We start from the raw sequence: 23,223 nt of genomic DNA on the forward strand, positions 1-23,223 counted from the left end.
CGACCCCGTGACCACCACTGCGACAGCACCCCGGGTCCGGCAGGAGAGCACTCCTGCCGGACCCGGCGGTCGCGCCCGACGCCGGCGCAGCCGCCGGTCCACGCTGATCGGCCTCGCCTTCGCCTCGCCGTTCATCGTCGGCTTCCTGTTCCTGTTCGCCTATCCGATCGCGGCGTCGGCGTTCTACAGCTTCACCGACTTCAACCTGTTCCAGTCGCCGGAGTGGGTGGGCTTCGCGAACTACGTGCAGATGTTCAACGACGGCGTCTTCTGGAAGTCGCTCGCGAACACGGCCGTCCTCACGCTCTTCGGTGTGCCCCTGGCGATCGGCATCGCGCTCGCGGGCGCACACCTGCTGAACACTCCGGTGCGCGGCCAGCCGCTCTACCGCGCGCTCGTCTACCTGCCGTCGATCGTGCCCGTGGTGGTCGGCGGCTACCTGTGGCGCTGGCTCCTGAACGCGCAGTACGGGTTCATCAACTACTTCCTGTCGTGGTTCGGCATCGACGGGCCCGCCTGGCTGCAGCAGCCGGAATGGACCAAGCCCGCCATCATCCTGATGTCGCTGTGGACCGTCGGCGGGACCATGATCATCTACCTCGCCGCTCTGCAGGAGGTGCCGAAGGAACTGTATGAGGCGGCCGAGCTCGACGGGGCCGGTGCGTGGCGCCGCTTCACCAGCGTCACCTGGCCGACCGTCTCGCCCGTCACCCTGTTCCAGGTGATCGTGAGCATCATCGGGTTCCTGCAGATCTTCACCCAGCCGTACATCCTGTCGCAGGAGCGTCTGAACCAGGCGGGCTCGGGCCCCGGGCAGTCGATGCTCTCGTACGCGATGTACCTGTATCAGAACGCCTTCGTGTTCCTGAAGATGGGGTACGCCTCGGCCATGGCCTGGACCCTGTTCATCATCACGCTGGTCGTGAGCCTGATCGTGCTCGCGAGCTCGAGGAAGTGGGTGCACGATGGCGCACGCTGAGACCACCGTTCGGAGGCCGTCACGCCGCCGCACCGCACGCCGCATCCGGCAGCAGATCTCGGTCGCGCTGCTCGCCCTGCTGTTCCTGTTCCCCCTGCTGGTGATGCTGTCGACCGCGTTCAAGACGCCCGGCGACGTGTTCTCCTCGCCGCCGTCGCTGCTGCCGACCGACTGGACGATGGACAACTTCGCCGAGGCGTTCGAGCAGATCCCGGTGTGGCGCTACCTCGCCAACACGCTCTTCGTCTCGGGCATGAGCATCCTCGGCACCGTCATCTCGTGCCCGCTCGTCGCGTACGCGCTCGCCAAGGTGCGGTGGCGCGGTGCCCGCCCGCTGCTCATCCTCGTGCTCGCGACCATGATGCTGCCGCCGCAGGTCACCCTCATCCCGCTGTTCCTCGTCTGGAACGGGCTGGAGGCGACGAACACCTACCTCCCGCTGATCGTGCCCGCATTCCTCGGAACTCCGTTCTTCATCTTCATGATCCGGCAGTTCCTGCTCGCCGTGCCTGATGAGCTGATCGAGGCCGCGCGGCTGGATGGCGCCAGCGAGTTCCGCACCTACGCGACGATCGTGCTGCCGCTCGCGCGACCCGCGATCGTGACCGCCGCGATCTTCCAGTTCGTGTGGGCGTGGACCGACTTCCTCAATCCCCTCATCTATCTCAACGACCAGTCGACCTATACGCTGTCGATCGGTCTGTACGCCTTCTTCGGTGAGAACGACGTGGCCTGGGGGCCGCTGATGGCCGCGTGCGTGATGTTCACGCTCCCAGCCGTGGCGATCTTCCTCCTCGGCCAGAAGTTCTTCATCGGCGGTGCCAGCGCAGGAGCTCTCAAATGACCCACGGCCCTCTCGAACTCATCACCGGGCGATTGATCGCCTCCGTGCAGGCGCCGTCGGGGAGCCCGGTGCGCGACACCGAGGTGATCGCGGCGCTCGCCTCATCCGCCCTCCTCGGCGGTGCGAGTGGCCTGCGGCTGAACGGTCCGGACGACATCCGGCGGATGCGTTCCGAGACGACCGTGCCGATCATCGGTCTGCACAAGGTGTGGGGCGGTGTGCGCAACGTCATCACCCCGGAGGTGGCGTTGGCCGTCGGTCTCGCCGAGGCGGGGGCGGACATCATCGCCGTGGATGCGACGGCGGAGCAGCTCGGCGACGACTTCGGGCTGCTGCGGGAGATCGCCGAGGCGACGGGCCGACCGGTCATGGCGGACGTCTCGACCTTCGACGAAGGCGTGCGCGCCTGGGAGGCGGGAGCCGCGGTCGTCGGCACCACGCTCTCGGGCTACACCCCGCAGTCGTTTGGCGGCGGCGAGCCCGATCTGCGACTGGTCGCCGCCCTAGTCGCAGCGGGCATCCCCACGATCGCGGAGGGGCGCTATCAGACGCCCGACCAGGTGCGAGCGGCGTTCGACGCCGGAGCGCTCGCCGTGGTGGTCGGCGGTGCCATCACGGATCCCATCGCGATCACGCAGCGCTTCGTCGCCGTCACCCCGGCCCTGCGGGAGCCGGCGTGATCATCGGCATCGACATCGGCGGCACCAAGATCGCGGCCGCCGGCTTCATACGGGACGAGCGGGGGAGGTGCGTGCGGACGACCGAGGTGCGTACCTTCGCCACCCCTGCGCGGGAGGGCGGCGATGCCATCGTCGCCGCGGTGGCCGAGGCCGTGCGTGCGATGAGCGGCGGTGCGCGACCCGAGGGGGTGGGCGTCGGCACGGCGGGAGTGGTCGGCCCGGATGGTGCGATCACCTCCGCGACCGATGCCATCAGCGGCTGGGCGGGCTTCCCGTTGCGGGCCGCCCTGACGGAGGCGGTCGGCCTTCCCGTCGCCGTGATCAACGACGTGCACGCAGCGGCGGTGGCCGAAGCCGCGCAGGGCGCCGGACGCGCCGCCGACGGCATGCTCATGGTCGCGGTGGGCACGGGTGTCGGGGGAGCCATGGTGCTGCCGGACGGCGTGCGTCGTGGCGCCACCGGGACAGCCGGATCCGTGGGTCACCTCGAGATCTCGCTGCCTCCGCGGCTGGCGGAGCGCCGGTGTCCGTGCGGCGGCGTCGGGCACGTGGAGGCGGTGGCCTCGGGGCCGGGGCTGGAACGGACATATTTCGAGGAGAGCGGCACCCGGTTGTCGCTGCGCGAGGTGGACGCCGCAGCCCGACGAGGAGACGCGGTGGCCGAGCGGGTGATCCTTGACGGAGCGCGGTACCTCGGGCGTGGCCTCGCGAGCGCGAATGCGGTGCTCGACGCGGGAGTGATCGTCGTCGGCGGGGGTGTCGCCGAGATCGGCGAACGCTACCTGTCCGCGGTGCAGGAGGCGTACCGTTCGGCCGCGATGCCGGGTCCGTCGGCGGCGCGTGTGGTGCCGGCGCAGCTCGGGATCGACGCGGCACTCACGGGCGCTGCGCTGATCGCGGCACGGGACTGAGCGTTCATCCCGGTCCGAGAGAATTCCCACCCCACCCTCAGGGTTAACGATATATCGTTGAGTATCGCTCACCACTGGAGGTCATCATGAACGACGCATTCCCCTCCCACCCGTTCGGCGGCGGCAGCGGCTCCGGGAGCTCAGGCGGACCCGGCGGATTCTTCGGCGGATCCGGCTTCGGAGGATCCGGTGGTCCGGCCTCCACGATCTTCGAGGCCATGGACCAGCTCCGCAAGTCGTTCGAGTCCCGCCCCTCCGGCGGCTCGCGCATGGCCCGCGGCGACGTCCGCACCGCCGTGCTCTCCCTGCTCGCCGAGAAGCCCATGCACGGCTACCAGATCATCAACGAGATCGCCGAACGCAGCGGCGGCACCTGGAAGCCGAGTGCCGGCTCCGTGTACCCGACCCTGCAGCTGCTCGCCGATGAGGGGCTGATCGAGGCCGAGGAGCAGAACGGTCGCAAGACCTATTCGCTCACCGAGGCCGGTCGTGCGGTCGCCGACGAGACGACCGAGACCCCCGCCCCGTGGGAGTCGTCGAGCAAGGACGGCAACCGCGACAACGCGCGCTTCAGCGCGCTGCCCAAGGCCGGCGTCGATCTCGCCGCCGCGGCAGCGCAGGTCGGTCGCAGCGGCTCCCCGGAGCAGGTGCAGCAGACGATCGAGGTGCTCGACGAGGCCCGCCGTAAGCTGTACTCGATCCTCGCTCAGGACTGAGCGCGCGGTGCGGCATCGAGTGGGGCTCGGCGAGAGGACCACGCGATGACCGATGCTGCGGCACAGGGCGCCCACCGCGCCAGGTACCGCCGCATCGTGTCGTTCGCGAGCCGGGAGTTCCTCAAGATCTGGTGGTTCGAACTTGTCCTTCCCCGACTCGGGATGCGCGGGATCGCGGAGCGCACCCGCGCCGAGCGGATGCAGAAGTTCGCCCGGCGTTTCCACGTGCTCGCGGTCGAGCTCGGCGGCCTCATGATCAAGGTCGGACAGTTCATGTCGTCCCGCCTCGACGTGCTGCCGCCCGAGATCACGAAGGAGCTCGAGGGGCTGCAGGATGAGGTCCCCGCCGTGCCCACCCCGGCGATCCGTGCGCTCGCCGAGGCCGAGCTGGGCATCCCGCTCGAGCGTGCGTACGCCTGGTTCGATGAGACCCCGGTCGCGGCGGCCTCCCTCGGCCAGGTGCATCGCGCCCGCCTCTCGGCGCTCGATGCCGCCGACACCGGGCTCGAGAACGTCGTGGTCAAGGTGCAGCGGCCGGGGATCGACCAGATCGTGGCCGTCGACCTCGCCGCGCTCCGCCGCGTCTCCCGCTGGTTGACCCGCGTGCGGCTGGTGGCCGACCGCGTCGACGCGCCCGCGCTGGTCGAGGAGTTCGCCACGACCAGCCTCGAGGAGATCGACTACCTGCACGAGGCTGCGAGCGCCGAACGGTTCCGCGAGAACTTCGCCGACGACCCGCGCGTCGACACACCCGAGATCGTGTGGGAGCGGTCGACCCGCCGCGTGCTGACGCTGTCGGACGTCACGGCGATCAAGATCAACGACACCGATGCGCTCCGTGCCGCCGGCATCGACCCTTCCGAGGTCGCCGCGGTGTTCGCCGAGGTCATGTTCGACCAGGTGTTCACGCACAGCTTCGTGCACGCCGACCCGCACCCGGGGAACATCTTCGTCACGCCCGTGCCGTCGGCGGACGGAGAGCCGGGGCACCGGTTCCGTCTCACCTTCATCGACTTCGGGATGATGGCCGAGGTGCCGGACAACCTCCGCGACGGGCTGCGCACGCTCCTCATCGCGGTGGCTGGACGCGACAGCCACGGCCTCGTCGCGGCGGCGCAGGAGATCGGCGTGCTGCTCCCTTCCGCCGACACCGCCGAGCTGGAACGCGCGCTCACCGCCCTGTTCGCCCGCTTCGGGGGGATGGGCTTCGCCGAGCTCAGCAAGGTCGACCCACGGGAGTTCAAGGACTTCGCCGACGAGTTCGGCGACATGGTGCGCTCGCTCCCACTGCAGTTGCCCGAGAACATGCTGCTCCTCATCCGTGCGGTCTCGTTGACGTCGGGCATGTGCAGCGGCCTCGACCCCGAGTTCAACGTGTGGGACGCCGCCGAGCCCTACGCGGGACGGCTGCTGCGCGATGAGAGCGGCAACATCGTGCAGGCGTTCGCCAGCCAGGCCATGGGAACGATGAGCACGACCTGGCGCCTGCCGGGCCGCATCGACAAGATCATCACCCGCATCGACGACGGCACCGTCACGTTCGACACGTCACGGCTGGAGCGCCGTCTCGACCGGCTGGAGGGGATCGCCCGACGCATCGCCTCCGGAGTGCTGTTCGCGGCGATGCTCATCGGTGGAGCGCTGCTGGTGCCCGCGGTGCCGCCGCTCGGCATCACCCTGCTCTGCGTCTCGGCGCTGCCGCTGCTGCACTCCCTGTTCGCGGGGGTCGGTCGACGCTGACGCCCCGCGTGACAGGATGGGGTGCCATGGAGACCCCGGACGAGAAGCCCCCCGCACGCTCCGCAGGACCCTCCGCTTCGCACCCCCGTGCGGATGCCGCGGGCACCGGCGCGAACCGCCTGCCCGCCAAGGCCTCGGAGACGGCCCGCAAGATCGTCCGCGACGTCGCCGCCCTGCCGCCGCGCAGCGTGCACCCTGCGCTCGTGCCCGGTGTCTCGGTGGAGGAGACCGGTCGCACGTACCGCACCGATCCGCTGGTGTTCGGCATCGCGGTCACTCTCACACTGGCGTTCATCGCCTGGGGTGTCTTCGCGGGCGACAACCTCTCCGGCACCACCCGCGCTGTGCTCGATTGGGTCGTGGAGTACTTCGGCTTCTTCTTCACCACCATCGCCACGGTCATCCTGGTGTTCATGCTGGTCGTCGGCTTCAGCCGCTACGGGCGCATCCCGCTCGGCCGCGATGACGAGGAGCCCGAGTTCTCGATGTTCTCGTGGATCTCGATGCTGTTCGCCGCGGGCATGGGCATCGGCCTGGTGTTCTGGGGCGCCGCCGAACCGCTGACGTTCTTCGAGAACCCGCCGCCGGGCACCGTCGAGGCGAACACGCTCGACGCGATGCACACGGCCCAGGCGCAGGTGCTGTACCACTGGGGTCCGCAGGCGTGGGCGTTCTACGCGCTGGTCGGCGGTGCCATCGCCTACGGTGCCTTCCGCCGTGGGCGCGCCCCGCTGATCTCCTCGATCTTCGCGCCGCTGCTCGGCGAGGGCCGCACGGCAGGGCCCCTGGGCCGCACGATCGACATCTTCTCGATCATCGTGACCCTGTTCGGCACGGCCGCCTCCCTGGGGCTCGGGGCGCTGCAGATCGGCCACGGCGTCGAGCTCGTCAGCGGTATCGGCGAGCTCGGCAACGGCATCCTGATCGCGGTCATCGCCGTGCTCACCGCCTGCTTCATCGCCTCGGCCGTCTCCGGCGTCTCGAAGGGCATCCGGGCGCTGTCGAACATCAACGCGGTCGTCGCGCTCCTCCTCGCGTTCTTCGTGTTCTTCGTCGGGCCGACGCTGCTCATCCTCAACGTGATCCCGTCCGTGGCGGTGCAGTTCCTCGGCGATCTGCCGCAGATGATCGGCCGCTCGGCGTCCCAGGGCGAGGCAGCGCAGGCGTTCCTGTCGAGCTGGACGATCTTCTACTGGGCATGGTGGATCTCGTGGTCGCCGTTCGTGGGCATGTTCATCGCGAAGATCTCCCGCGGACGCACCCTGCGCCAGTTCGTGTCGGTGGTCATCGTGGTGCCGTCGGCCATCTCGCTCGTGTGGTTCGCGATCTTCGGGACCACGGCGATCCAGCAGCAGATGCAGGGTGCGCAGCTCACGGTCGATCCGCCCGAGGAGGTGCTGTTCGGCGTGCTCGAGAACCTGCCGATCCCGCTCATCACCAGCGTGGTGCTGATCCTCCTGATCGCGATCTTCTTCATCACCGGTGCGGACTCCGCCTCCCTCGTGATGGGCACGCTCTCGCAGCAGGGCCGGCCCGAGCCGTCGCGCTGGGTGGCGGTCGTGTGGGGCGTGCTGGTCGGTGTGATCGCGGCCGTGCTGCTCGTGACCGGCGAAGAGGGGAGCGGTCTGCGGTCGCTGCAGAACGTGACGATCATCGCCGCGCTGCCGTTCGCGATCATCATGGCGTTCATGATGATTGCGTTCATGAAGGACCTGCGGCGCGATCCGCTGATCCTCCGCGAGCGCTACGCCAAGGCCGCGGTGCGGCACAGCGTGATGGCGGGGCTCGAGGAGTACGGCGACGACTTCGCGCTTGTGCCCGTCGAATACGACCACTCTGAGGACGACCTCGCCTGGATCGACGAGTCGACCGTCGACGACAGCCTCGCCGAGGTGTACGAGGCCGCGACCGAGGCGATCGACATCATCCCGCCGGCCGAGGTGGATGCGGTCGTCGACGCGGCGCTGGACCAGCAGGACCCGTCATCGCCGCCGGATTCCGAGGAGCCGAGAACCCCTTCAGCGTGAGCCACAGCCCGAGCCCGATCTCCCAGGCGGCGATCGGGAGCGCTGCGGCTCCGGCGAGTCCCGAGACCTGATCGACCGCGCCGAACATCGTCGCGACCGCGGAGGCCAGCAGCAGGGGAGCCCCGACGAAGGCGAGCACGGGCAGGACGCGCGGCACGAGCCGGGCACGGTACAGTGCGACGCCGAGCAGCAGGCCGTTCGCGGCCGGGATGAGTCCGGGGCCGAGCAGGAAGGCGCCGTCGTGCACGGCGCGGAGGGCGTCGCCGGGAGCTCCGGCGCGCGCGGCCGCGTCGAGTGCGGGGAGCGCGAGCATCGCGATGACGCCCAGCATCACGAGCCCCGCCTCGATCGTCCGGGCGGCGAGGAAGCCGAGTCCGGCCACCTCGCTCGTGCGTCGCAGCACCGGGAGGAGCACGACGGCGGTGCCCACGCACGCGGCGGCCATGACGACCTCGAGCGCGCCCGCCCACGCGAGCGTGATGGCGCCGCCGCTCTCGATCAGGCCCGGGTCCGTCAGCACGGGCTCCTTGAGGATCAGGGCGGGGATCGAGGTGGCGACCGTGAGGAGGTAGAGCAGGCCCGCGGTCAGCGCGGTGCGGCGGGAGGGGGTCATGCGCGGTCCTTCGATCATGAGGTGTACGGTGTACACCTTCTTCGACGACAGCCTAGGTGTACGTTGTATACCTGTCAACGGTCGCCGTCGGAGAGGAGGAGGGATGGCCGAGACCCGCCTCCGCGTGAGCCGAGACCGCGTGCTGCGCGCCGCGGTGTCCCTCGCCGACGCCGAGGGCATCGACAGCGTGAGCATGCGCCGCGTCGCCGCCGAACTCGGGGTCGTGCCGATGGCGCTCTACAAGCACGTGTCCGACAAGGACGATCTCCTCGGCGGGATGATCGACCTGCTCATCGCGGAGTACGGCGAGACACCCGCCGCAACGGATTGGCGCACCGCCGTCCGCACGCGCATCCTCGCCGCGCGGTCCGTGCTCGTGCGTCATCCATGGGCGCGTGCGGTCATCGAGACGCGACGCACCCGTACCGCGGCCGTGCTCGGATATCTGAACGAGATGACGGGTCTCTTCCTCGACGGCGGCTTCAGCGCCGACCTCACCCACCATGCGATGCACGCGCTCGGCCACCGCGTGTGGGGATTCAGCCCCGAGGCGTTCGACGATCCGGATGCGCTGCCCGTGCCGGAAGATCCCGACGAACGCGCGCAGATGATCGAGTACGTGCGTGCGACCTACCCGCACATCCTCACGGTCGCGCTCTACTCCGCCGGAGACGACGTCGCCGGAGGTCGCTGCGACGAGGACTTCGAGTTCTCGTTCACGCTCGATCTGCTGCTGGATGCGTTCGAGCGTCTGCGGGATGCGGGGTGGAGCTCTCGTCCGCAGCGCGCGTCGTCTCCGCTGCGGCGGTGATGCGCGCCGCCATGCCGGCGAAGATCGCGCCGTGGAAGGGCAGCACGGCGAGCCAGTAGAGCCGCCCGCTCAGTCCGCGGGGGAAGAAGATCGCACGCTGTTCGTAGCGGGCGCCGTCGCCTTCGGGCACCGCACGCAGCTCCAGCCACGCCTCCCCCGGCACCTTCATCTCGGCGCGCAGTCGCAGCAGGTGCCCGGCTTCCGTCGCATCGACCGCCTCGACCCTCCAGAAGTCGATCGCGTCGCCCACCCGTGCGGCGGTGCGGCTGCGGCGTCCGCGGCGCAGTCCCACGCCGCCGACGATCCGGTCCATCCACCCGCGTACCGCCCACAGCAGCGGTGACGAGTACCAGCCGTTCTCGCCGCCGATCCCGAGGATCACGCGCCACAGGTCGTCGACCGGGGCGGAGGTCTTCATGGAACGCGCGTCGGTGAACACCGTGCGCCCGGCCCAGTCGGGGTCGCTCGGCAGCGGGTCGCTGGGGGCGCCGGAGACCTCGGCGTCCTGCCAGCTCGTCTCGATCGTGTCGGCGTGCACGCGCCCGAGCGCGAGGCGGACGGCCTGCCGGTAAGGCGTGAGGCCGCCGTCCGGGCGGGGGATCAGCTCGTCGACGGCGTGGTCCTTCACGACGCACTCGTTCTGCAGCGACGCGACGAGCGGGCGGGCGATCGACCGCGGCACGGGGGTGACGAGGTTCACCCAGTGCGAGGCGAGGCCCGGCGTGAGCACGGGGAGGGCGGCGATGGCCCGCTGCGGGAGTCCGGCCTCGACCGCGTAACCGTTCATCATCTGCCCATAGCGGAGCACGTCGGGTCCGCCGATGTCGACGGCGCGGTTCACCGCGGCATCCACCCGCGCGGCTCCGAGCAGGTAGTGCAGCACGTCGCGGACGGCGATCGGCTGGATGCGGTTGCGCACCCAGCGAGGTGCCGGCATGTAGGGCAGCACGTCGGTGAGGTGCCGGATCATCTCGAACGACGCCGACCCCGAGCCGATCACGACGCCGGCCTGCAGCACGAGCGTCGGCACGCCCGACCGCAGGAAGATCTCGCCGACGTGCACGCGCGAGCGCAGATGGGGTGAGAGCTTCACATCGTCGGGGTGCAGTCCGCCGAGGTACACGATGCGCCGCACCCCCGCCTCGACGGCGGCAGCGGCCACCGTCTCGGCCGCGCGCTCGTCGCTCTCCTCGAAGCCCTTGCCGGCGGACATCGAGTGGATCAGGTAGTAGACCACGTCGACGTCGTCCATGGCGGTGGCGACCGCATCCGCGTCGTCGGCGGACCCCTCGACGATCTCGCAGTCCTGGCCCCAGGGGAATGACGCGGCGCGCGCGGCATCCCTCGCCAGCACCCGCACCCGGTAGCCGGCGTTCACCAGGCGCGGAGTGAGGCGGCCGCCGATGTATCCGGTCGCCCCCAGCACGAGGGCGCGCGGCGCGCTGCCGTCGGCGCGGGGGATGGCGCGCAGTGCGTCTTCGCGGCCGGTGGGCTGGGTGAGCTCGGTCATGTCCCGAGCGTATGCCGGGGGTGCGACGGGGGAAACGGGGTTGCGGAGCGGAGTGCGGATCAGTACGTGCGGAGCAGTGCCCCCAGGCGGGTACGATCGTACGCATGGCTTCCATCGAATCGATTCGATCCGTGCCGGACCAGGCATCGCGTCGGGCGCGCATCGCGGTCTCGGCGCTGTTCCTGACGAACGGTGCCCTGTTCGCGAACATCCTTCCCCGGTACCCCGAGATCAAGTCCGCGCTCGGACTCGACAACCTCGGCTACGGCGTCGCGATCGCCGCGTTCCCCGCCGGTGCGATCGCCGCGGGACTCCTCGCCGCGGTCCTGATCCGGCGGTTCGGCTCGGCGCGCATCGCCGTGATCGGCACGGTCCTCACGAGCCTGGGGCTGCTGTCGGCCGCCCTCGCGCCGTCGGGCGTGCTGTTCGCCATCGCCCTGTTCCTCGGCGGCGCGTCCGACGCCATCACCGACGTCGCGCAGAACGCGCACGGGCTCCGCGTGCAGCGGCGCTACGGACGCTCGATCATCAACGGCTTCCACGCGATCTGGTCGATCGGCGCCGTGCTCGGTGGGGCGATGGCCGCGGTCGCGATCGCCCTGCAGCTGCCGCTGGCCGTGCATCTGGGCATCTCCACGGCGCTGTTCGCGATGGTCGCCCTGGTCGCGCTGCGGTTCTGCCTGCCGGGGCGCGACGACGAGGCGGTGGAGGATGCCGTCGCCGAGCCGGTCGAGCTCGCCGCCGCGGTGCGTCGCGGTGTGAGCCCGCGCACCGTGATCGCGATCATCGCGCTGACTCTCATCGCGATGGCCGGGGCCGTGGCCGAGGATGCGGGCAACTCCTGGGCGACCCTGTACCTCGCCGACTCGCTGGGGGCGGCCGCCGCGATCGCGCCGCTCGGCTTCATCGCCCTGGTCGGCGCGCAGTTCATCGGCCGGATCATCGGCGACCCGCTCACCGACCGCTTCGGACAGCGCCTGGTCGCGCGGGTGGGCGGCGTCATCGCCGCGGTGGGCATGACGCTCGCGCTCGCCTTCCCGAGCGTTCCCGGCACGATCCTCGGGTTCGCGGCGGTGGGCTTCGGCATCGCGACGCTGATCCCCGCGGCGATGCATGCCGCGGACGAGCTGCCCGGCCTGCGCGCCGGCGTGGGGCTGACGATCGTGTCGTGGCTCCTGCGCCTCGGGTTCCTGCTATCGCCGCCGTTCGTCGGATACATCGCCGAGACCGAGAGCCTGCGTGCCGGCCTGCTGGTGGCTCCGGTCGCCGCGGTCGTCGCCGTGCTGCTCGCCGGGTTCCTCGAGAAGCGCCGCCCCCGAGCCTGACGAATTGCAACTCACTGGTTGCATCAACGTCCATGATGTGCAACTCTGGAGTTGCAGTCGGTCGCTCGGCCGACCGGACATGCAGGAATCCCGGAAAGGACCCATCATGGTGAACATGACCCAGAACGAGGCATCCGTCGTCGACGAGGAGAACTTCTCGGTGCGGCGCAGCATCCAGATCGCGGCACCGGTCGCAAAGGTGTGGCGTGCCGTCGCCGAGCCGGAGCACGTCTCCCGGTGGTTCGGACGCACGGTGCTCGACGGCGTCGGAGTCGGCGCGACCGGCACGATGACGTTCCCCGACTACGACGTGATCCCGCTGCGGGTCGAGGAGTACGACGAACCGCGGCGCATCACCTACCGCTGGAACAACGACGATGCGCTGGGGAAGCTCCCGGATGCGATCGACGAGGCGACCTCGACCGTCTTCACCTTCACGCTCGAGGAGGCCGATGGCGGCACCCGGCTCACGGTCGTCGAGAGCGGTTTCGAGCGCACATCCGATGCGCGCGCCAACCTCGAGTCGCACCGCACCGGCTGGGACCTCGAGCTCGACAAGATGGTGGCCCTGGTGGAAGGGGAAGCGTGATCTCGGACACTCTGCTGCCCATGTTCGCGGCGCTCGCGGACGAGACGCGCTGGAGCATCCTGGCGGCGCTCGGCGAGGGGGATGCGTCGGCATCCGCCCTCGCCGGGCGCCTTCCGGTCTCTCGGCAGGCGATCGCCAAGCACCTCGCCGTCCTGCAGGAGGTCGGACTCGTGGAACCTGTGCGGGTCGGCCGCGAGGTGCGCTTCCGCGTCGTCGGCGCCGAACTGTCCGCCACGGCGGCCAAGCTCGACGCGATCGGCCGCGATTGGGACCGCCGCCTCGCCGCGATCAAGGAGATCGCGGAAGGGCTGTAGTCGTCAGAGCGCGGTGTACCCGCCGTCGACCAGGTGGTAGCTGCCGGTGATGAAGCTCGCGGCGTCGCTGGCGAGGAACGCGACGAGGTTCGCGACCTCGTCGGCCTGACCCAGGCGGCCGATCGGGTGCTTCGACACGAGGAACTCCTTCGCCTCGGCGCCCATGTTCGCCAGCAGCGGGGTGTCGATGAAGCCGGGGCCCACCGAGTTCACGCGCACGCCCTGCGCGGAGTACTCCAGCGCCGCCGACTTGGTCATGCCGACCACGCCGTGCTTCGCGGTGACATACGCGGGGGAGCCGGCGAAGCCGACGCTGCCGAGGATCGACGCGATGTTCACGACCGCGCCGCCGCCGTTCGCGAGGATCGAGGGGATCTGCGCCTTCATGTTGCGGAAGACCGCATTCAGGTTGATCGCGATGACCTTGTCCCACGCCTCGTCCTCGTACTCGGCGGTCGGGGCGGTCGCGCCGCCGATGCCGGCGTTGTTCACGCCGATGCGCAGCGGGGCGAGCGAGTTGGCGAGCTCGACTGAAGACGCGATCCATGCCGCATCCGTCGCGTCGCCCACCGAGGCCTCGGCGATGCCGCCGGCCGCGCGGATCTCGTCGACGACCGCCTGCGCATGTTCCGCGTTCAGGTCGTTCACGACGACGGATGCGCCGTTCTTCGCCAGTAGGAGCGCGGTCGAGCGACCGATTCCGCTTCCCGCTCCCGTCACGATCGCCGAGCGGTTCGAGACGTCGTACTGAGCCACGAGAGACTCCACTTCCGGGCGGGCGCGGTGCCGGGAGATCTTCTCGGACGGTCCGTCCTTCCTCCCAGCCTACGCGCGAAAGGCCGAGGTGGATTCACGTGAATGGATGTCTTGACAGCTGTTCACTCCGGGCATAACGTACAACCAAATGGTTGCACAAAGAGAACTGAGCGAAGCGGAGGTCGACCGTGTGTTCCACGCACTGGCGACGTCGACCCGGCGCGACATCCTGCGCCGGACGATCGAGCGTGAGCAGTCCGTCTCGACCCTCGCCTCCGAATACGAGATGTCCTTCGCCGCGGTGCAGAAGCACGTCGCCGTGCTCGAGGCCGCGAACCTCATCGTCAAGCGCGCCGAGGGACGCGAGCGGCTCGTCCGCGCGAACCCCGAGATGATCGCCCGCGCCAGGGCGCTCCTCGCCCGATACGAAGAGCTGTGGCGGTCGCGCATCGCCCGACTCGACGACCTGCTGGCAGAGGCGCCCTCGACCGGCGCATCCGACAGAACCGACAACACGAACACCGAACAAGGAGACTGACATGCCCGTCACCGATGTCATCACCGATGCCGACAACCTCACCATGACCGTGGTCGCCGACTTCGCCGCCCCCGTCGAGCGCGTCTGGGACGCCTACAGCGACCCGCGCCAGCTCGAGCGCTTCTGGGGGCCTCCCGGATGGCCGGCCACGTTCACCGCCTGGGACCACACGGTCGGCGGTCGCGCCGTCTACTCGATGAACGGTCCGCGCGGGGAGAAGTCGTCCGGGTCGTGGGAGTTCCTCTCCATCGACGCCCCGAACGGGTTCGAGGTACTCGACTCGTTCGTCGACGACGACGGCAACCCCATCGACGGCTTCCCTGCGCAGCGGATGTCATTCACGTTCGCACCGACCGCGGAGGGCACCCGCATGGTCACGACCAGCTACTTCGACTCGGTCGACGCGCTCGAGCAGGTCGTCGAGATGGGCCAGGTCGAGGGCATCAAGATGGCGATGGGCCAGCTCGACACCGTGCTGCAGGACCTCCGCGAGTACGCGCAGGGCAAGGGCACGCGGGTGGAGCTGCTCGACGACACGCACGTACGCATCACGCGGCTGGTCGAGGGCCCGCGCGAGCTCGTCTGGCGCGCGCATTTCGAGCCCGAGCTGATCCGGCAGTGGATGCTCGGTCCCGACGGCTGGGAGATGACGGAGTGCGTCGCCGCCACCGAGGTCGGCCAGTCGTACCGCAACTCCTGGGCGCCGGTTGGAGACACCGAGGGGCAGCCGTTCGGGTTCGAGGGGGAGGCGCTGCTGATCGACGCCCCGCGCCGTTCGGTCAGCACCGAGCGCATGCAGGGCCTGCCGACCGAGACCCTGAATGACCTCAACCTCTACGAGGAGGATGGCGCGACCCTCGTCACGCTGCTCATCGAGTACCCCGACAAGGAGACGCGCGACATGATCCTCGCCACCGGCATGGCCGACGGCATGGAGGCCTCCTTCGCCCGCCTGGAGCGGGAGCTGCTCGCCGTCTGAGCGTTCACAACTCAGGAAGAACCGGTCGGATCCGCACGGATCCGGCCGGTTCTTGGCGTTCGGGCCACGTTATTGAGGAGTTGTGAACGGGTGGGGTGGGCGACCGGGCGGCATGCATCCGAGGCGGAAGGCGAGCGGTCGGGATAAAGTGGCGACACCATGAGGATCACGCGACGCACTCTGCTCCTCGGCGCCGGAGCCGGCGTCGCCTCCGTGCTCCTCGTCTCCTGCACGCCGGAGCCCGCACCGACTCCCACGCCGACTCGCACGCGCACGCCCGAGCCGCCGCCCGGTGTCCCCGCACCCGCCGACAGCATCCGCAGCACCTGGACGAAGGACCCGTTCGCGCTCGGCGCCGTCAGCTTCACCCCAGTCGGCGTGCTGTCGGACACGCGTTCCGCGTTGGCCCGTCCGGTCGACAAGCGGCTGTTCTTCGCGGGTGAGGCGACCGACCCCGACGCCCCCGGCACCCTGCGCGGCGCGATCAGCTCGGGCGAGCGCGCAGCCGAGGAGGTGCTGGTCCCGGCCACCTCCGGGGAGCGCATCGCCGTGGTCGGAGCGGGGCTCGCCGGCGCGACGGTCGCATCTCTGCTCGTCGAGCGGGGCATGCAGGTGACGGTCTTCGAGGCGAGGGACCGCGTCGGCGGTCGGGTGGACTCGCGCGTCGACGACTCCTGGCCGGTGCCGGTGCAGCTCGGCGCCTGGCTGTTCGGCGAAGAGGACGCGGACCTGCTGGATCGCCTGAACAGCGGGCAGATCGGCATCGCCGACCTGACCGGCGACCTGTGGCGCACCCCGGACGGCGACATCGACCCGGTCGACCCGGCCCCCTTCGACGCCGCCCTGGCGACGGCGCAGGCGGCGCCCATGGACTCCTCGGTGGCTGACGCCCTCGCCGCCGCGAACATCGACCCCGCCGACCCGGCGACCGCGGCACTGCTCGCGATCCTCGCCGCGCGCACCGGTGCCGGCGCCGACGAACTCTCCAGCTGGTTCGCGCCACCGCTGCCGACGAGCGACCCGAAGGCCGCCCGCGACAGCCTCACCCCCTTCGTCGAGCAGGCGCTCGAAGGCGTGCAGGTCGGGCTCAACTCCCCGGTCGCCCGCATCGCCTATGACGACTCCGGAGTCAGCGTGCGCCTCGGCACGGGCGAGGCGCTGTCGTTCGATCGCGTGGTCGTGACCGCCCCGCTCGGCGTGCTCCAGGACCGCGGCATCGAGTTCGACCCGCCGCTGCCGTTCTCGAACCGCGGCGCGATCGCCGCCCTCGGCATGGGAGCGATCGAGACGATCTGGCTGCGGTGGGACGAGCCGTTCTGGGACAACGAAGAGGCGATCTGGCACGCGGTGGGTGCGGATGCGGCCATCCCGACCTGGATCAACCTGCGCCCCGTGACCGGAGAGAACGTGCTCGTCGGGATCGTCGGCGCGGCGGCCGCCGTGGAGTTCGCGGACCTCGACGAGGATGCCGCCCTCGACGCGGCCCTCGCCTCGCTCGCGCTCTACCTCTGACCGACGCGCGCGTCGACCGGACTCTCCACGGGCTGATGCTCGGGCGCGTCGGGGGCATCCGTGCGCAGCCTCCGTGGCAGCGGCATCCGGCTGATCAGCACGAGGAGCGTCGCGACCGCCGCGAATGTGGCCAGCGCGATCGCGGATGACACGAGGAACTCCGCCGGTCCGCTCACCTGTCGCGGGTCGAGGAAGTAGTACGGATACCAGCCGATCAGCGGCCCGCGGATCATCGTGAAGACGCCCCAGAGCACCGGATACGCGAGAGTGACCGGAACCACCCGCCAGGGCACGGAGCGGTGCCCCGGCGCCAGTGCCCAGGCCGCCACCGTCGCCGCGGGCAGCCAGAAGTGCAGCACCTGATCCGACCACGGCACATCGATGCGGATGCCGCGGACGCCCGCCTGCCAGACCAGGATCGCGAACACCAGTCCCGCCGTGATCGTCCAGGTCAGCACCAGGGCCAGGGCGACCGTGAGCCACCGCGGATCCTTCACGCGGCGCAGCGCGATGATGCCGGCGACCGTCAGCAGCACCACGAACGCGATGTTCGACTGGTTGGTCAGGTACGCGAAGAAGTTCTGGCTCGCGATGGTGTTCGACGCCAGACCCCAGGCGAGCCGGTGGATGAGCGCGACCAGGCAGAGCGCGGCGGCGCTGAGACGGAGCAGGCCGAAGACGGTACGGGCCTTCACCGTCGCGTCACCTGCCATTCCGTCATCCGCCGAGTCTACGGAGCGGCGCTGGCAGAGCCGCTCAGATCAGGCGGCGGAGCGCCTCTTCCAGGGTCACGCCCTGCGCCTCGGCCCGGTCGCGCAGGCGGGCGTGTTCGTCGGGGGAGAGCGGGATGCGCAGCTCGATCGGGTCGTCGTCGGGCGAGTCTGGAGCGTCGAGGCCGTCGAGCAGGTCGGAGGCCTCGGCCCACAGCTGCTGCTCGGCGGGCGCGGGTGCGGGTGCGGATGCGGGTGCGGATGCGGTCATGGTCGGAGCGGCCGCGGCGATCGGGGCCGCTGCGGCCACCGTCGCTCCGGCACTCGTCGCGCGCGTGAAGCCCGGTCCGCGACGCGGCTCCTGCTTCTGCTGGTAGGCCTTCGCCGCGGCGTTCGCGCGCTCGTCGGCGGCCTCGTTCAGCGGGTGCCCGGCATGGCCCTTGACCCAGGAGAACTCCACATCGCGACCGCGGATCGCCTCGTCGATGCCCTCCAGCAAGTCGCGGTTGAGTACGGGGCCGCCGTCGGACTTGCGCCAGCCCTTGCGCTTCCACCCCGGCATCCACTTCGTCACGGAGTCGATCACGTAGCGGCTGTCGCACTCGATCAGCAGCTTCTCGTCGGTGCCGGCGGTCGCGCGCAGCAGTTCGAGCACGGCCCGCAGCTCGCCCTGGTTGTTGGTGCCGTGCGGGGAGCCGCCGGCCGCCCAGTTCGCGTCGTCGATGTACCAGGCCCAGCCGTTGGGGCCGGGGTTGCCCAGGGCGGAGCCGTCTGCGGCGGCGGTGATCGTCATCCCTCAACCGTAGCCGCGCGCGGACGGGTGCCCTGTCGCCGAGTGGCGGTCAGTCGTCGTCGGGTTCGCTGTTCTCGATCGGGGTCGCGGCGGGCGGGGGCGGGGCCACCGGGAACAGGATCGAGCTGAGGTCGCCGCTGGTCTCGGCGCCGAGGCCGATCGACAGCGGGTCGACGACGGGAGCGGTGTCGAGCACCTCCGCCTCGTCGCGCTCCAGCGGCTCAGAGGGCAGCACCCACTGGTTCTCTTCCTCTTCAGGCTTCTGCTGGAACAGTCCCATGGAGTCCATTGTGAACCCCCGCGCGCAGCGGTGGGCCGGATTCACACCCGATTGCTCGGATGCCGTGTCGTCAGGCGTGAGGGTCAGGCGGCTGCAGCGCGCACGGCCTCGACGAGCGTCCGCCAGGGGCCGTCGAGCGCCGAGTCGGGCAGTTCGCGCTCCCGTCGTTCCGAGGGTGTGCGGGTGCGGATGCTCCACATGAAGCGGTCCGCACCCGAGCCGGCTTCCGTGTCCTGCTCCCAGGGGCAGCTGTCGATGAGCGTGATCCACTCCTGCGCGTCGGACGCCTCGGCCTCGACGCGCCACTGACGGCGGATGCCGGCGATGCCGCCGGTGCGCACGACCGCGATCACCACCTGCGCGTCAGTCGGTGGAGGGGACTCGCTCATCCTCATAGACTCCCACGGTGGTCCAGGCGCGTCGAGCGGCGGCGACCGTCGCCCGGTCGAAGCCGCCCGCCGCGGCGACCGTGGCGTCGGCGAACTGCGTGAACGTGGCCGTGCTCGACAGCCCACCCGTGAGCGCCCGGTACCAGACGCTGCCCGCGCGCTCCCAGGCGTTTCCGCCGAGGTCGTGGGCGAACAGGGCGAATGCGCGGTTGGGGATGCCGGAGTTGATGTGCACCCCGCCGTTGTCCTCGGTCGTGCGCACGAAGCCACTCATGTGGTCGGGCTGCGGGTCTTTGCCGAGCTCGTCGTCGTCATAGGCCGTGCCGGGCGCGATCATCGAGCGCAGTGCCGCACCCTGCACGGCGTCGGTGAAGATCTCGGCGCCGATCAGCCAGGTGGCCTGCGCGGCGCTCTGCCCCAGCGCGTACTGCTCGGTGAGCGCGCCGAACACGTCGGCGATCGACTCGTTCAGCGCGCCCGGCTGCCCCTGATACTCGAGGTTCGCCGTGTGCTGCACCACGCCGTGCGCGAGCTCGTGCCCGATGACGGTGAGCGACCCGGTGAAGTGCTGGAACACCTCGCCGTCGCCGTCGCCGAACACCATGCGCTCGCCGTCCCAGAACGCGTTGTCATAGTCGACGCCGTAGTGCACGCTCGCGTCGAGCGGAGCCCCGGCATCGTCGAGGGAGTTGCGCCCGAAGGCCGCGAGCAGCATCTCGAACGTGGCGCCGAGTCCGTCGAAGGCCTCGTTCACCGCGACGTCGTCGACCGGGGCGTCGTCTTCACTGCGCACGACGGCGCCCGGCAGCTGCTGCGTGTTGCCGGCATCGCTGATGGTGCGGTTCGGTGCGTCGGACAGCTGCGCGACGAGGTCGCCGTTCTCGTCGATGGACAGGTCGATGCGGGCGCGGAACGGCGGGCGCCCGGCGGTGAGCGTCTGCCGCGCGGCGGCCGCAGCCTTGGGGAATCGTCCCGACTCGGCCAGGCGCGCGAGCAGATAGGACGGGACCACTCCGTGACGTCGATCGGATGCTGTGCTGCTCATGGTGTGACCCTACGCCGGGGCGTCGACGTTCGGGTGGGTACTGCGGGAGGAGCGTTCTCGTCCTCGACTTGAGATTGAGAATCATTCTCAATAAGGTGACAGAGTCATGAACCTCTCCACGCTGCGCCGCGCTGCGCTCCTCCCCTCCGCTCTGGCTCTCCTCCTCGCGGCGGCCGCATGTGCTCCTTCCACACCCGACGAACCCGGGCCGTCCGAGTCCGCGCCCGACTCACACGGCATCGATGCGGGTTCCGCCGCGGAGGTCGCCTCCCCGGCGCTCGCGCTCGTCACGGCCGACGCGCAGGGCGAGCTGACGCTGCTCGACCTCGACACCGAGGAGCGCGCCGTCCTGGCGCCGGGTCGCGCAGAAGCCGTCTTCGGCGACGGCCGACTCGTCTACCGCGCCCACCACACCGGCGCTCACACGGAGGTCGAGGTGTTCGACACCGCGCGCTGGACCGTGCCGCACGGCGACCACACCCACTCCTTCCGCGGCGAACCGCACCTCGTGGGCACGCTCACGGGACAGGGGGCCGTCGCCGTCGCCCGCGGCGAGCAGCGCGCGACGCTCGGCTTCGACGGCGGTGAGGTCATCGTCCTCGCCCATGACGAACTCGATGCGGGGCTCGACGATGCTCCGCGGATGCCGGTCGATGCGGCGGGGCCCGTCGTGTCCTTCGCCGGACACCTGCTCGTGCCCGCAGCCGCGTCGATCGCGATCATCGGCCCCGGCGGCGCGACGGTCGCCGGAGCGGAAGTCCCCTGTGACGGGGCATCCGACGCCGACGTCACCCGCGTCGGGGTCGTGTTCACATGCGCCGACGGCGCCGCACTGTTCACGCGCGAGGTGGGCGGCGCGGTGACCGGGGAGAGCATCCCGCTTCCGGCGGAAGCGGAGGGTGCTACGGAGCTGTCGGGCCGTGCCGATCGACCCGACCTCGCCGGAGTCGCCGGCGATCAGGGGGCATGGCTGCTCGACGTGCGCGCGCGGCGCTGGGGTCTGATCCCCTCCGACGTGCCGCTCGTGCGGGCCGTCGCGCTCGGCGACGATGCGAACCGCACCGTCGCGCTCGACGCAGAGGGTCGCGTGCGCGTGCTCGCGCCCGACGGCACCGTGATCGCCCGCACGGAACCGCTGCTCGCGGCGTCCCTCCACGACCCGGCACTGCGTGATCGCGTGCACCTGATCGCGGATGCGCAGCACGCCTACGTCAGCGATCCGGCGACCGGATCCGTGCACGAGATCGACCACGGCGACGGCCGCCTCACCCGGACCTTCCCCGACCTCGACCCCTGGTTCCTCCAGCAGGTCGGCTGACCCTCGACGACCACGGTCGTCACCGCGCACCCGCGCACCCACCCCGAAGAAAGAGAGACGATCCATGTCCCGACCCCGCAGCCGCCTCGCGATCGGCGCGATCGGCGCCCTCGCCGCCGTGGCGCTCACCGGATGCGCGACCACCGCGCCCACCGCGCCCTCCGCCGAGACGACCGACGCGCCCGCCGACACCCACCACGAGAGCGACACCCGCGTCGCGATCGCCCACGACGGCGGCGTGCTCGTGCTCGACGGCGAGACCCTCGACACCATCGGGCAGGTCGAGCTCGACGGCTTCCTGCGCGTCAACGACGCCGGCGACCACGACGGTCACGTCTTCGTCACCGCCGCCGACGGCTTCCACGTGCTCGACACCGGGCTCGCCTCCGGCACGGTCGCCCTCACCGGTGAGCTGTTCGAGGCCGTCGCCGCCGGGCACGCGACCCCCCATGCCGGACGCACCGCCCTGTTCGACGACGGCACCGGTGAGGTGCGGGTGTTCGACACGGATGCCGTGGGCACCGGCACCCTGCCCGAGGTCGACACGATCTCCTCGGAGGCCGCGCACCACGGCGTCGCGATCGAGCTGTCCGACGGCACGCTGCTGTCGACCCTCGGCACCGCGGAGTCGCGCAGCGGCGTGCGGCACCTCGACGCCGACGGCACGGAGCTGGCCCGCGACGAGCAGTGCCCGAGCGTGCACGGTGAGGGAGCGGTGAAGGGCGAGGTCGTGATGTTCGGCTGCGAAGACGGCGTGCTGCTGTTCGACAGCGGCGCGTTCACGAAGCTCGATGCGCCGGACGAGTTCGGGCGCACCGGCAACGCCTACGTGACCGACACCAGCGCGATCGCGTTCGGCGACTACAAGACCGACCCCGACCAGGAGGGCTACCTGCTGTCGCAGCTCGTGCGGATCGACACGGCCTCCCGGAAGCTCTCGGTCGTCGCACTGCCCGACGGCGTGGAGTATACCTGGCGCGGCGTCGGCCGCAGCGGCCACGACGACGTGATCGTGCTCAGCGCCGACGGCACCCTGAACGTGCTCGACGAGTCGGGCGTGCGACAGGAGTCGTGGCCCGTCATCGCCCCGTGGGAGAGCCCGACCGAATGGCAGCAGCCGCACCCCGGCCTGCGCGTGGTCGGCGACATCGCCTACGTGACCGAGCCGGCGAAGAACCGGATCCTCGCGATCGACCTGCACACGGGTGAGGTGTCGGCCGAGGCAACACTCGACGTCGCGCCCAACGAGTTCGTGGTGGTCGGCGCGGCCGGGCACTGAGCGCACGCGAGGGGCGGGTCCGCACGACGGGCCCGCCCTTCGTCCTGTGTCGGCGGGGTGGGCTCAGTCCTGCTGCATGCTGAGCACCGTGGTGCGGATGCCGTCGGACTCGTACTGCACGGGCATGCCCGGATCCGCGATCGAGAACCAGAACACCCCGTCGCCCGTCTCGTACTTCCGGCAGGTGAGCGCGCCGAGCGGCGTCTCGAGACTCACGGTCGAGACGCTCGTGGTGTCGGCATCGAACGCCGCATGGCCCTGGAGCTCGGCCCAGGTCACTCGACTCGACACGACCGCGCTCGGATCCTCCGCCGCCCAGCGGTCGAGCGTCGCCCCGTCGGCATCCGTGTCGTGGAAGCGGTTGACGTGCTCGCCGAGGGGGCCGTCCGGACCCTCCAGCAGCAGGTGGATCGTCTTGCCCGATCCGGTCGCGTCGCGGATCTCGTCGGCGGTGAACGGCGTCGGCAGCAGCCCGGGGCCGAGCAGATGGGGATCGGGTTCGGTCATGGAGCCAGTCTGCGCCATCGCCGGGCCCGCGTCACGGGATGGAGCAACGCCCAGGTCT

25 protein-coding genes are annotated in these 23,223 nt (G+C 70.5%); 16 read left to right on the plus strand and 9 right to left on the minus strand.

From position 1 onward, the window contains the following. The first annotated feature begins 7 nt into the window (after positions 1 to 7). The 7 genes from WFM69_RS04605 (at position 8) to WFM69_RS04635 (ending at position 7,897) form a co-directional block, all read left to right on the plus strand. Positions 8 to 979 carry a carbohydrate ABC transporter permease gene (locus WFM69_RS04605; RefSeq protein WP_337002154.1) on the plus strand — a complete coding sequence of 324 codons (972 nt, stop codon included), beginning with the start codon at positions 8 to 10 and terminating at the stop codon, positions 977 to 979. Continuing rightward, entirely contained in the window at positions 966 to 1,823 is an 858-nt protein-coding gene (locus tag WFM69_RS04610; protein WP_337002156.1) for a carbohydrate ABC transporter permease, read from the plus strand. The genes WFM69_RS04605 and WFM69_RS04610 overlap by 14 nt, the downstream gene beginning before the upstream one ends. Beyond that, the gene (locus WFM69_RS04615; RefSeq protein WP_337002158.1) at positions 1,820 to 2,503 is read left to right on the plus strand and encodes an N-acetylmannosamine-6-phosphate 2-epimerase; all 684 of its coding nucleotides are present in this window, start codon (positions 1,820 to 1,822) and stop codon (positions 2,501 to 2,503) included. Before WFM69_RS04610 ends, WFM69_RS04615 begins: the two co-directional genes overlap by 4 nt. Further along, entirely contained in the window at positions 2,500 to 3,414 is a 915-nt protein-coding gene (locus WFM69_RS04620; protein ID WP_337002160.1) for an ROK family protein, read from the plus strand. The genes WFM69_RS04615 and WFM69_RS04620 overlap by 4 nt, the downstream gene beginning before the upstream one ends. Before the next feature lie 86 nt (positions 3,415 to 3,500). Continuing rightward, positions 3,501 to 4,130 (plus strand): PadR family transcriptional regulator, encoded by a 630-nt coding sequence (locus WFM69_RS04625; RefSeq protein WP_337002161.1) that lies wholly within the window; start codon positions 3,501 to 3,503, stop codon positions 4,128 to 4,130. A 45-nt stretch (positions 4,131 to 4,175) separates the two neighbouring features. After that, on the plus strand, positions 4,176 to 5,870 hold the full coding sequence (locus tag WFM69_RS04630; RefSeq protein WP_337002163.1) for an ABC1 kinase family protein: 1,695 nt from the start codon (positions 4,176 to 4,178) through the stop codon (positions 5,868 to 5,870). Positions 5,871 to 5,896: 26 nt separating this feature from the next. After that, positions 5,897 to 7,897 (plus strand): BCCT family transporter, encoded by a 2,001-nt coding sequence (locus tag WFM69_RS04635; RefSeq protein ID WP_337002165.1) that lies wholly within the window; start codon positions 5,897 to 5,899, stop codon positions 7,895 to 7,897. Here the strand turns inward: WFM69_RS04635 and WFM69_RS04640 are convergent. Further along, a complete protein-coding gene (locus WFM69_RS04640; RefSeq protein ID WP_337002167.1) occupies positions 7,794 to 8,510 on the minus strand; it encodes a DUF4386 domain-containing protein in 717 nt (238 codons plus the stop codon). The genes WFM69_RS04635 and WFM69_RS04640 overlap by 104 nt on opposite strands. 103 nt (positions 8,511 to 8,613) lie before the next feature. Here WFM69_RS04640 and WFM69_RS04645 point away from each other — a divergent pair, with 103 nt between their 5' ends. Then, positions 8,614 to 9,321: a TetR/AcrR family transcriptional regulator gene (locus WFM69_RS04645; protein WP_337002169.1), complete on the plus strand. Its 708-nt coding sequence runs from the start codon at positions 8,614 to 8,616 to the stop codon at positions 9,319 to 9,321. Here WFM69_RS04645 and WFM69_RS04650 read toward each other — a convergent pair. Continuing rightward, a complete protein-coding gene (locus WFM69_RS04650) occupies positions 9,227 to 10,831 on the minus strand; it encodes an SDR family oxidoreductase (protein WP_337002171.1) in 1,605 nt (534 codons plus the stop codon). The genes WFM69_RS04645 and WFM69_RS04650 overlap by 95 nt on opposite strands. Positions 10,832 to 10,935: 104 nt before the next feature. Here WFM69_RS04650 and WFM69_RS04655 point away from each other — a divergent pair, with 104 nt between their 5' ends. The 3 genes from WFM69_RS04655 (at position 10,936) to WFM69_RS04665 (ending at position 13,059) form a co-directional block, all read left to right on the plus strand. Then, complete coding sequence (locus WFM69_RS04655) at positions 10,936 to 12,156, plus strand: MFS transporter (RefSeq protein ID WP_337002173.1); 1,221 nt, start codon at positions 10,936 to 10,938, stop codon at positions 12,154 to 12,156. Positions 12,157 to 12,262: 106 nt separating this feature from the next. After that, on the plus strand, positions 12,263 to 12,745 hold the full coding sequence (locus tag WFM69_RS04660; RefSeq protein WP_337002175.1) for an SRPBCC family protein: 483 nt from the start codon (positions 12,263 to 12,265) through the stop codon (positions 12,743 to 12,745). Further along, on the plus strand, positions 12,742 to 13,059 hold the full coding sequence (locus WFM69_RS04665; RefSeq protein ID WP_442928384.1) for an ArsR/SmtB family transcription factor: 318 nt from the start codon (positions 12,742 to 12,744) through the stop codon (positions 13,057 to 13,059). Before WFM69_RS04660 ends, WFM69_RS04665 begins: the two co-directional genes overlap by 4 nt. 3 nt (positions 13,060 to 13,062) lie before the next feature. Here WFM69_RS04665 and WFM69_RS04670 read toward each other — a convergent pair whose 3' ends face one another. After that, positions 13,063 to 13,815 (minus strand): SDR family NAD(P)-dependent oxidoreductase, encoded by a 753-nt coding sequence (locus WFM69_RS04670; RefSeq protein ID WP_337002176.1) that lies wholly within the window; start codon positions 13,813 to 13,815, stop codon positions 13,063 to 13,065. A 148-nt stretch (positions 13,816 to 13,963) separates the two neighbouring features. Here WFM69_RS04670 and WFM69_RS04675 point away from each other — a divergent pair, with 148 nt between their 5' ends. The 3 genes from WFM69_RS04675 (at position 13,964) to WFM69_RS04685 (ending at position 16,844) form a co-directional block, all read left to right on the plus strand. After that, the gene (locus tag WFM69_RS04675) at positions 13,964 to 14,353 is read left to right on the plus strand and encodes an ArsR/SmtB family transcription factor (protein WP_337002178.1); all 390 of its coding nucleotides are present in this window, start codon (positions 13,964 to 13,966) and stop codon (positions 14,351 to 14,353) included. Position 14,354: 1 nt separating this feature from the next. Continuing rightward, positions 14,355 to 15,332, plus strand: coding sequence for an SRPBCC family protein (locus tag WFM69_RS04680; RefSeq protein WP_337002180.1), 978 nt, complete (start codon positions 14,355 to 14,357; stop codon positions 15,330 to 15,332). Positions 15,333 to 15,491: 159 nt separating this feature from the next. Then, complete coding sequence (locus WFM69_RS04685; protein ID WP_337002182.1) at positions 15,492 to 16,844, plus strand: flavin monoamine oxidase family protein; 1,353 nt, start codon at positions 15,492 to 15,494, stop codon at positions 16,842 to 16,844. Here the strand turns inward: WFM69_RS04685 and WFM69_RS04690 are convergent. The 5 genes from WFM69_RS04690 to WFM69_RS04710 form a co-directional block, all read right to left on the minus strand. After that, positions 16,835 to 17,557, minus strand: coding sequence for a Pr6Pr family membrane protein (locus WFM69_RS04690; RefSeq protein WP_337002185.1), 723 nt, complete (start codon positions 17,555 to 17,557; stop codon positions 16,835 to 16,837). The genes WFM69_RS04685 and WFM69_RS04690 overlap by 10 nt on opposite strands. Positions 17,558 to 17,600: 43 nt before the next feature. Next, positions 17,601 to 18,347 (minus strand): ribonuclease H family protein, encoded by a 747-nt coding sequence (locus WFM69_RS04695; RefSeq protein ID WP_337002186.1) that lies wholly within the window; start codon positions 18,345 to 18,347, stop codon positions 17,601 to 17,603. A 49-nt stretch (positions 18,348 to 18,396) separates the two neighbouring features. Continuing rightward, on the minus strand, positions 18,397 to 18,627 hold the full coding sequence (locus tag WFM69_RS04700) for a hypothetical protein (protein ID WP_337002188.1): 231 nt from the start codon (positions 18,625 to 18,627) through the stop codon (positions 18,397 to 18,399). 83 nt (positions 18,628 to 18,710) lie between these two features. After that, on the minus strand, positions 18,711 to 19,016 hold the full coding sequence (locus tag WFM69_RS04705) for a protealysin inhibitor emfourin (RefSeq protein ID WP_337002190.1): 306 nt from the start codon (positions 19,014 to 19,016) through the stop codon (positions 18,711 to 18,713). Next, positions 18,991 to 20,061: a M4 family metallopeptidase gene (locus WFM69_RS04710; protein ID WP_337002192.1), complete on the minus strand. Its 1,071-nt coding sequence runs from the start codon at positions 20,059 to 20,061 to the stop codon at positions 18,991 to 18,993. The genes WFM69_RS04705 and WFM69_RS04710 overlap by 26 nt, the downstream gene beginning before the upstream one ends. A 106-nt stretch (positions 20,062 to 20,167) precedes the next feature. Between WFM69_RS04710 and WFM69_RS04715 the strand changes: the two genes are divergently transcribed. Continuing rightward, positions 20,168 to 21,379: a hypothetical protein gene (locus tag WFM69_RS04715; RefSeq protein WP_337002194.1), complete on the plus strand. Its 1,212-nt coding sequence runs from the start codon at positions 20,168 to 20,170 to the stop codon at positions 21,377 to 21,379. Between the two features lie 64 nt (positions 21,380 to 21,443). After that, entirely contained in the window at positions 21,444 to 22,658 is a 1,215-nt protein-coding gene (locus tag WFM69_RS04720) for a hypothetical protein (protein WP_337002196.1), read from the plus strand. Between the two features lie 63 nt (positions 22,659 to 22,721). Here the strand turns inward: WFM69_RS04720 and WFM69_RS04725 are convergent, their stop codons facing one another. After that, positions 22,722 to 23,165 carry a hypothetical protein gene (locus tag WFM69_RS04725; protein ID WP_337002198.1) on the minus strand — a complete coding sequence of 148 codons (444 nt, stop codon included), beginning with the start codon at positions 23,163 to 23,165 and terminating at the stop codon, positions 22,722 to 22,724. Positions 23,166 to 23,223: the final 58 nt, after the last annotated feature.

The organism is Microbacterium sp. LB12, from assembly GCF_037150835.1.
Lineage (GTDB): Bacteria > Actinomycetota > Actinomycetes > Actinomycetales > Microbacteriaceae > Microbacterium.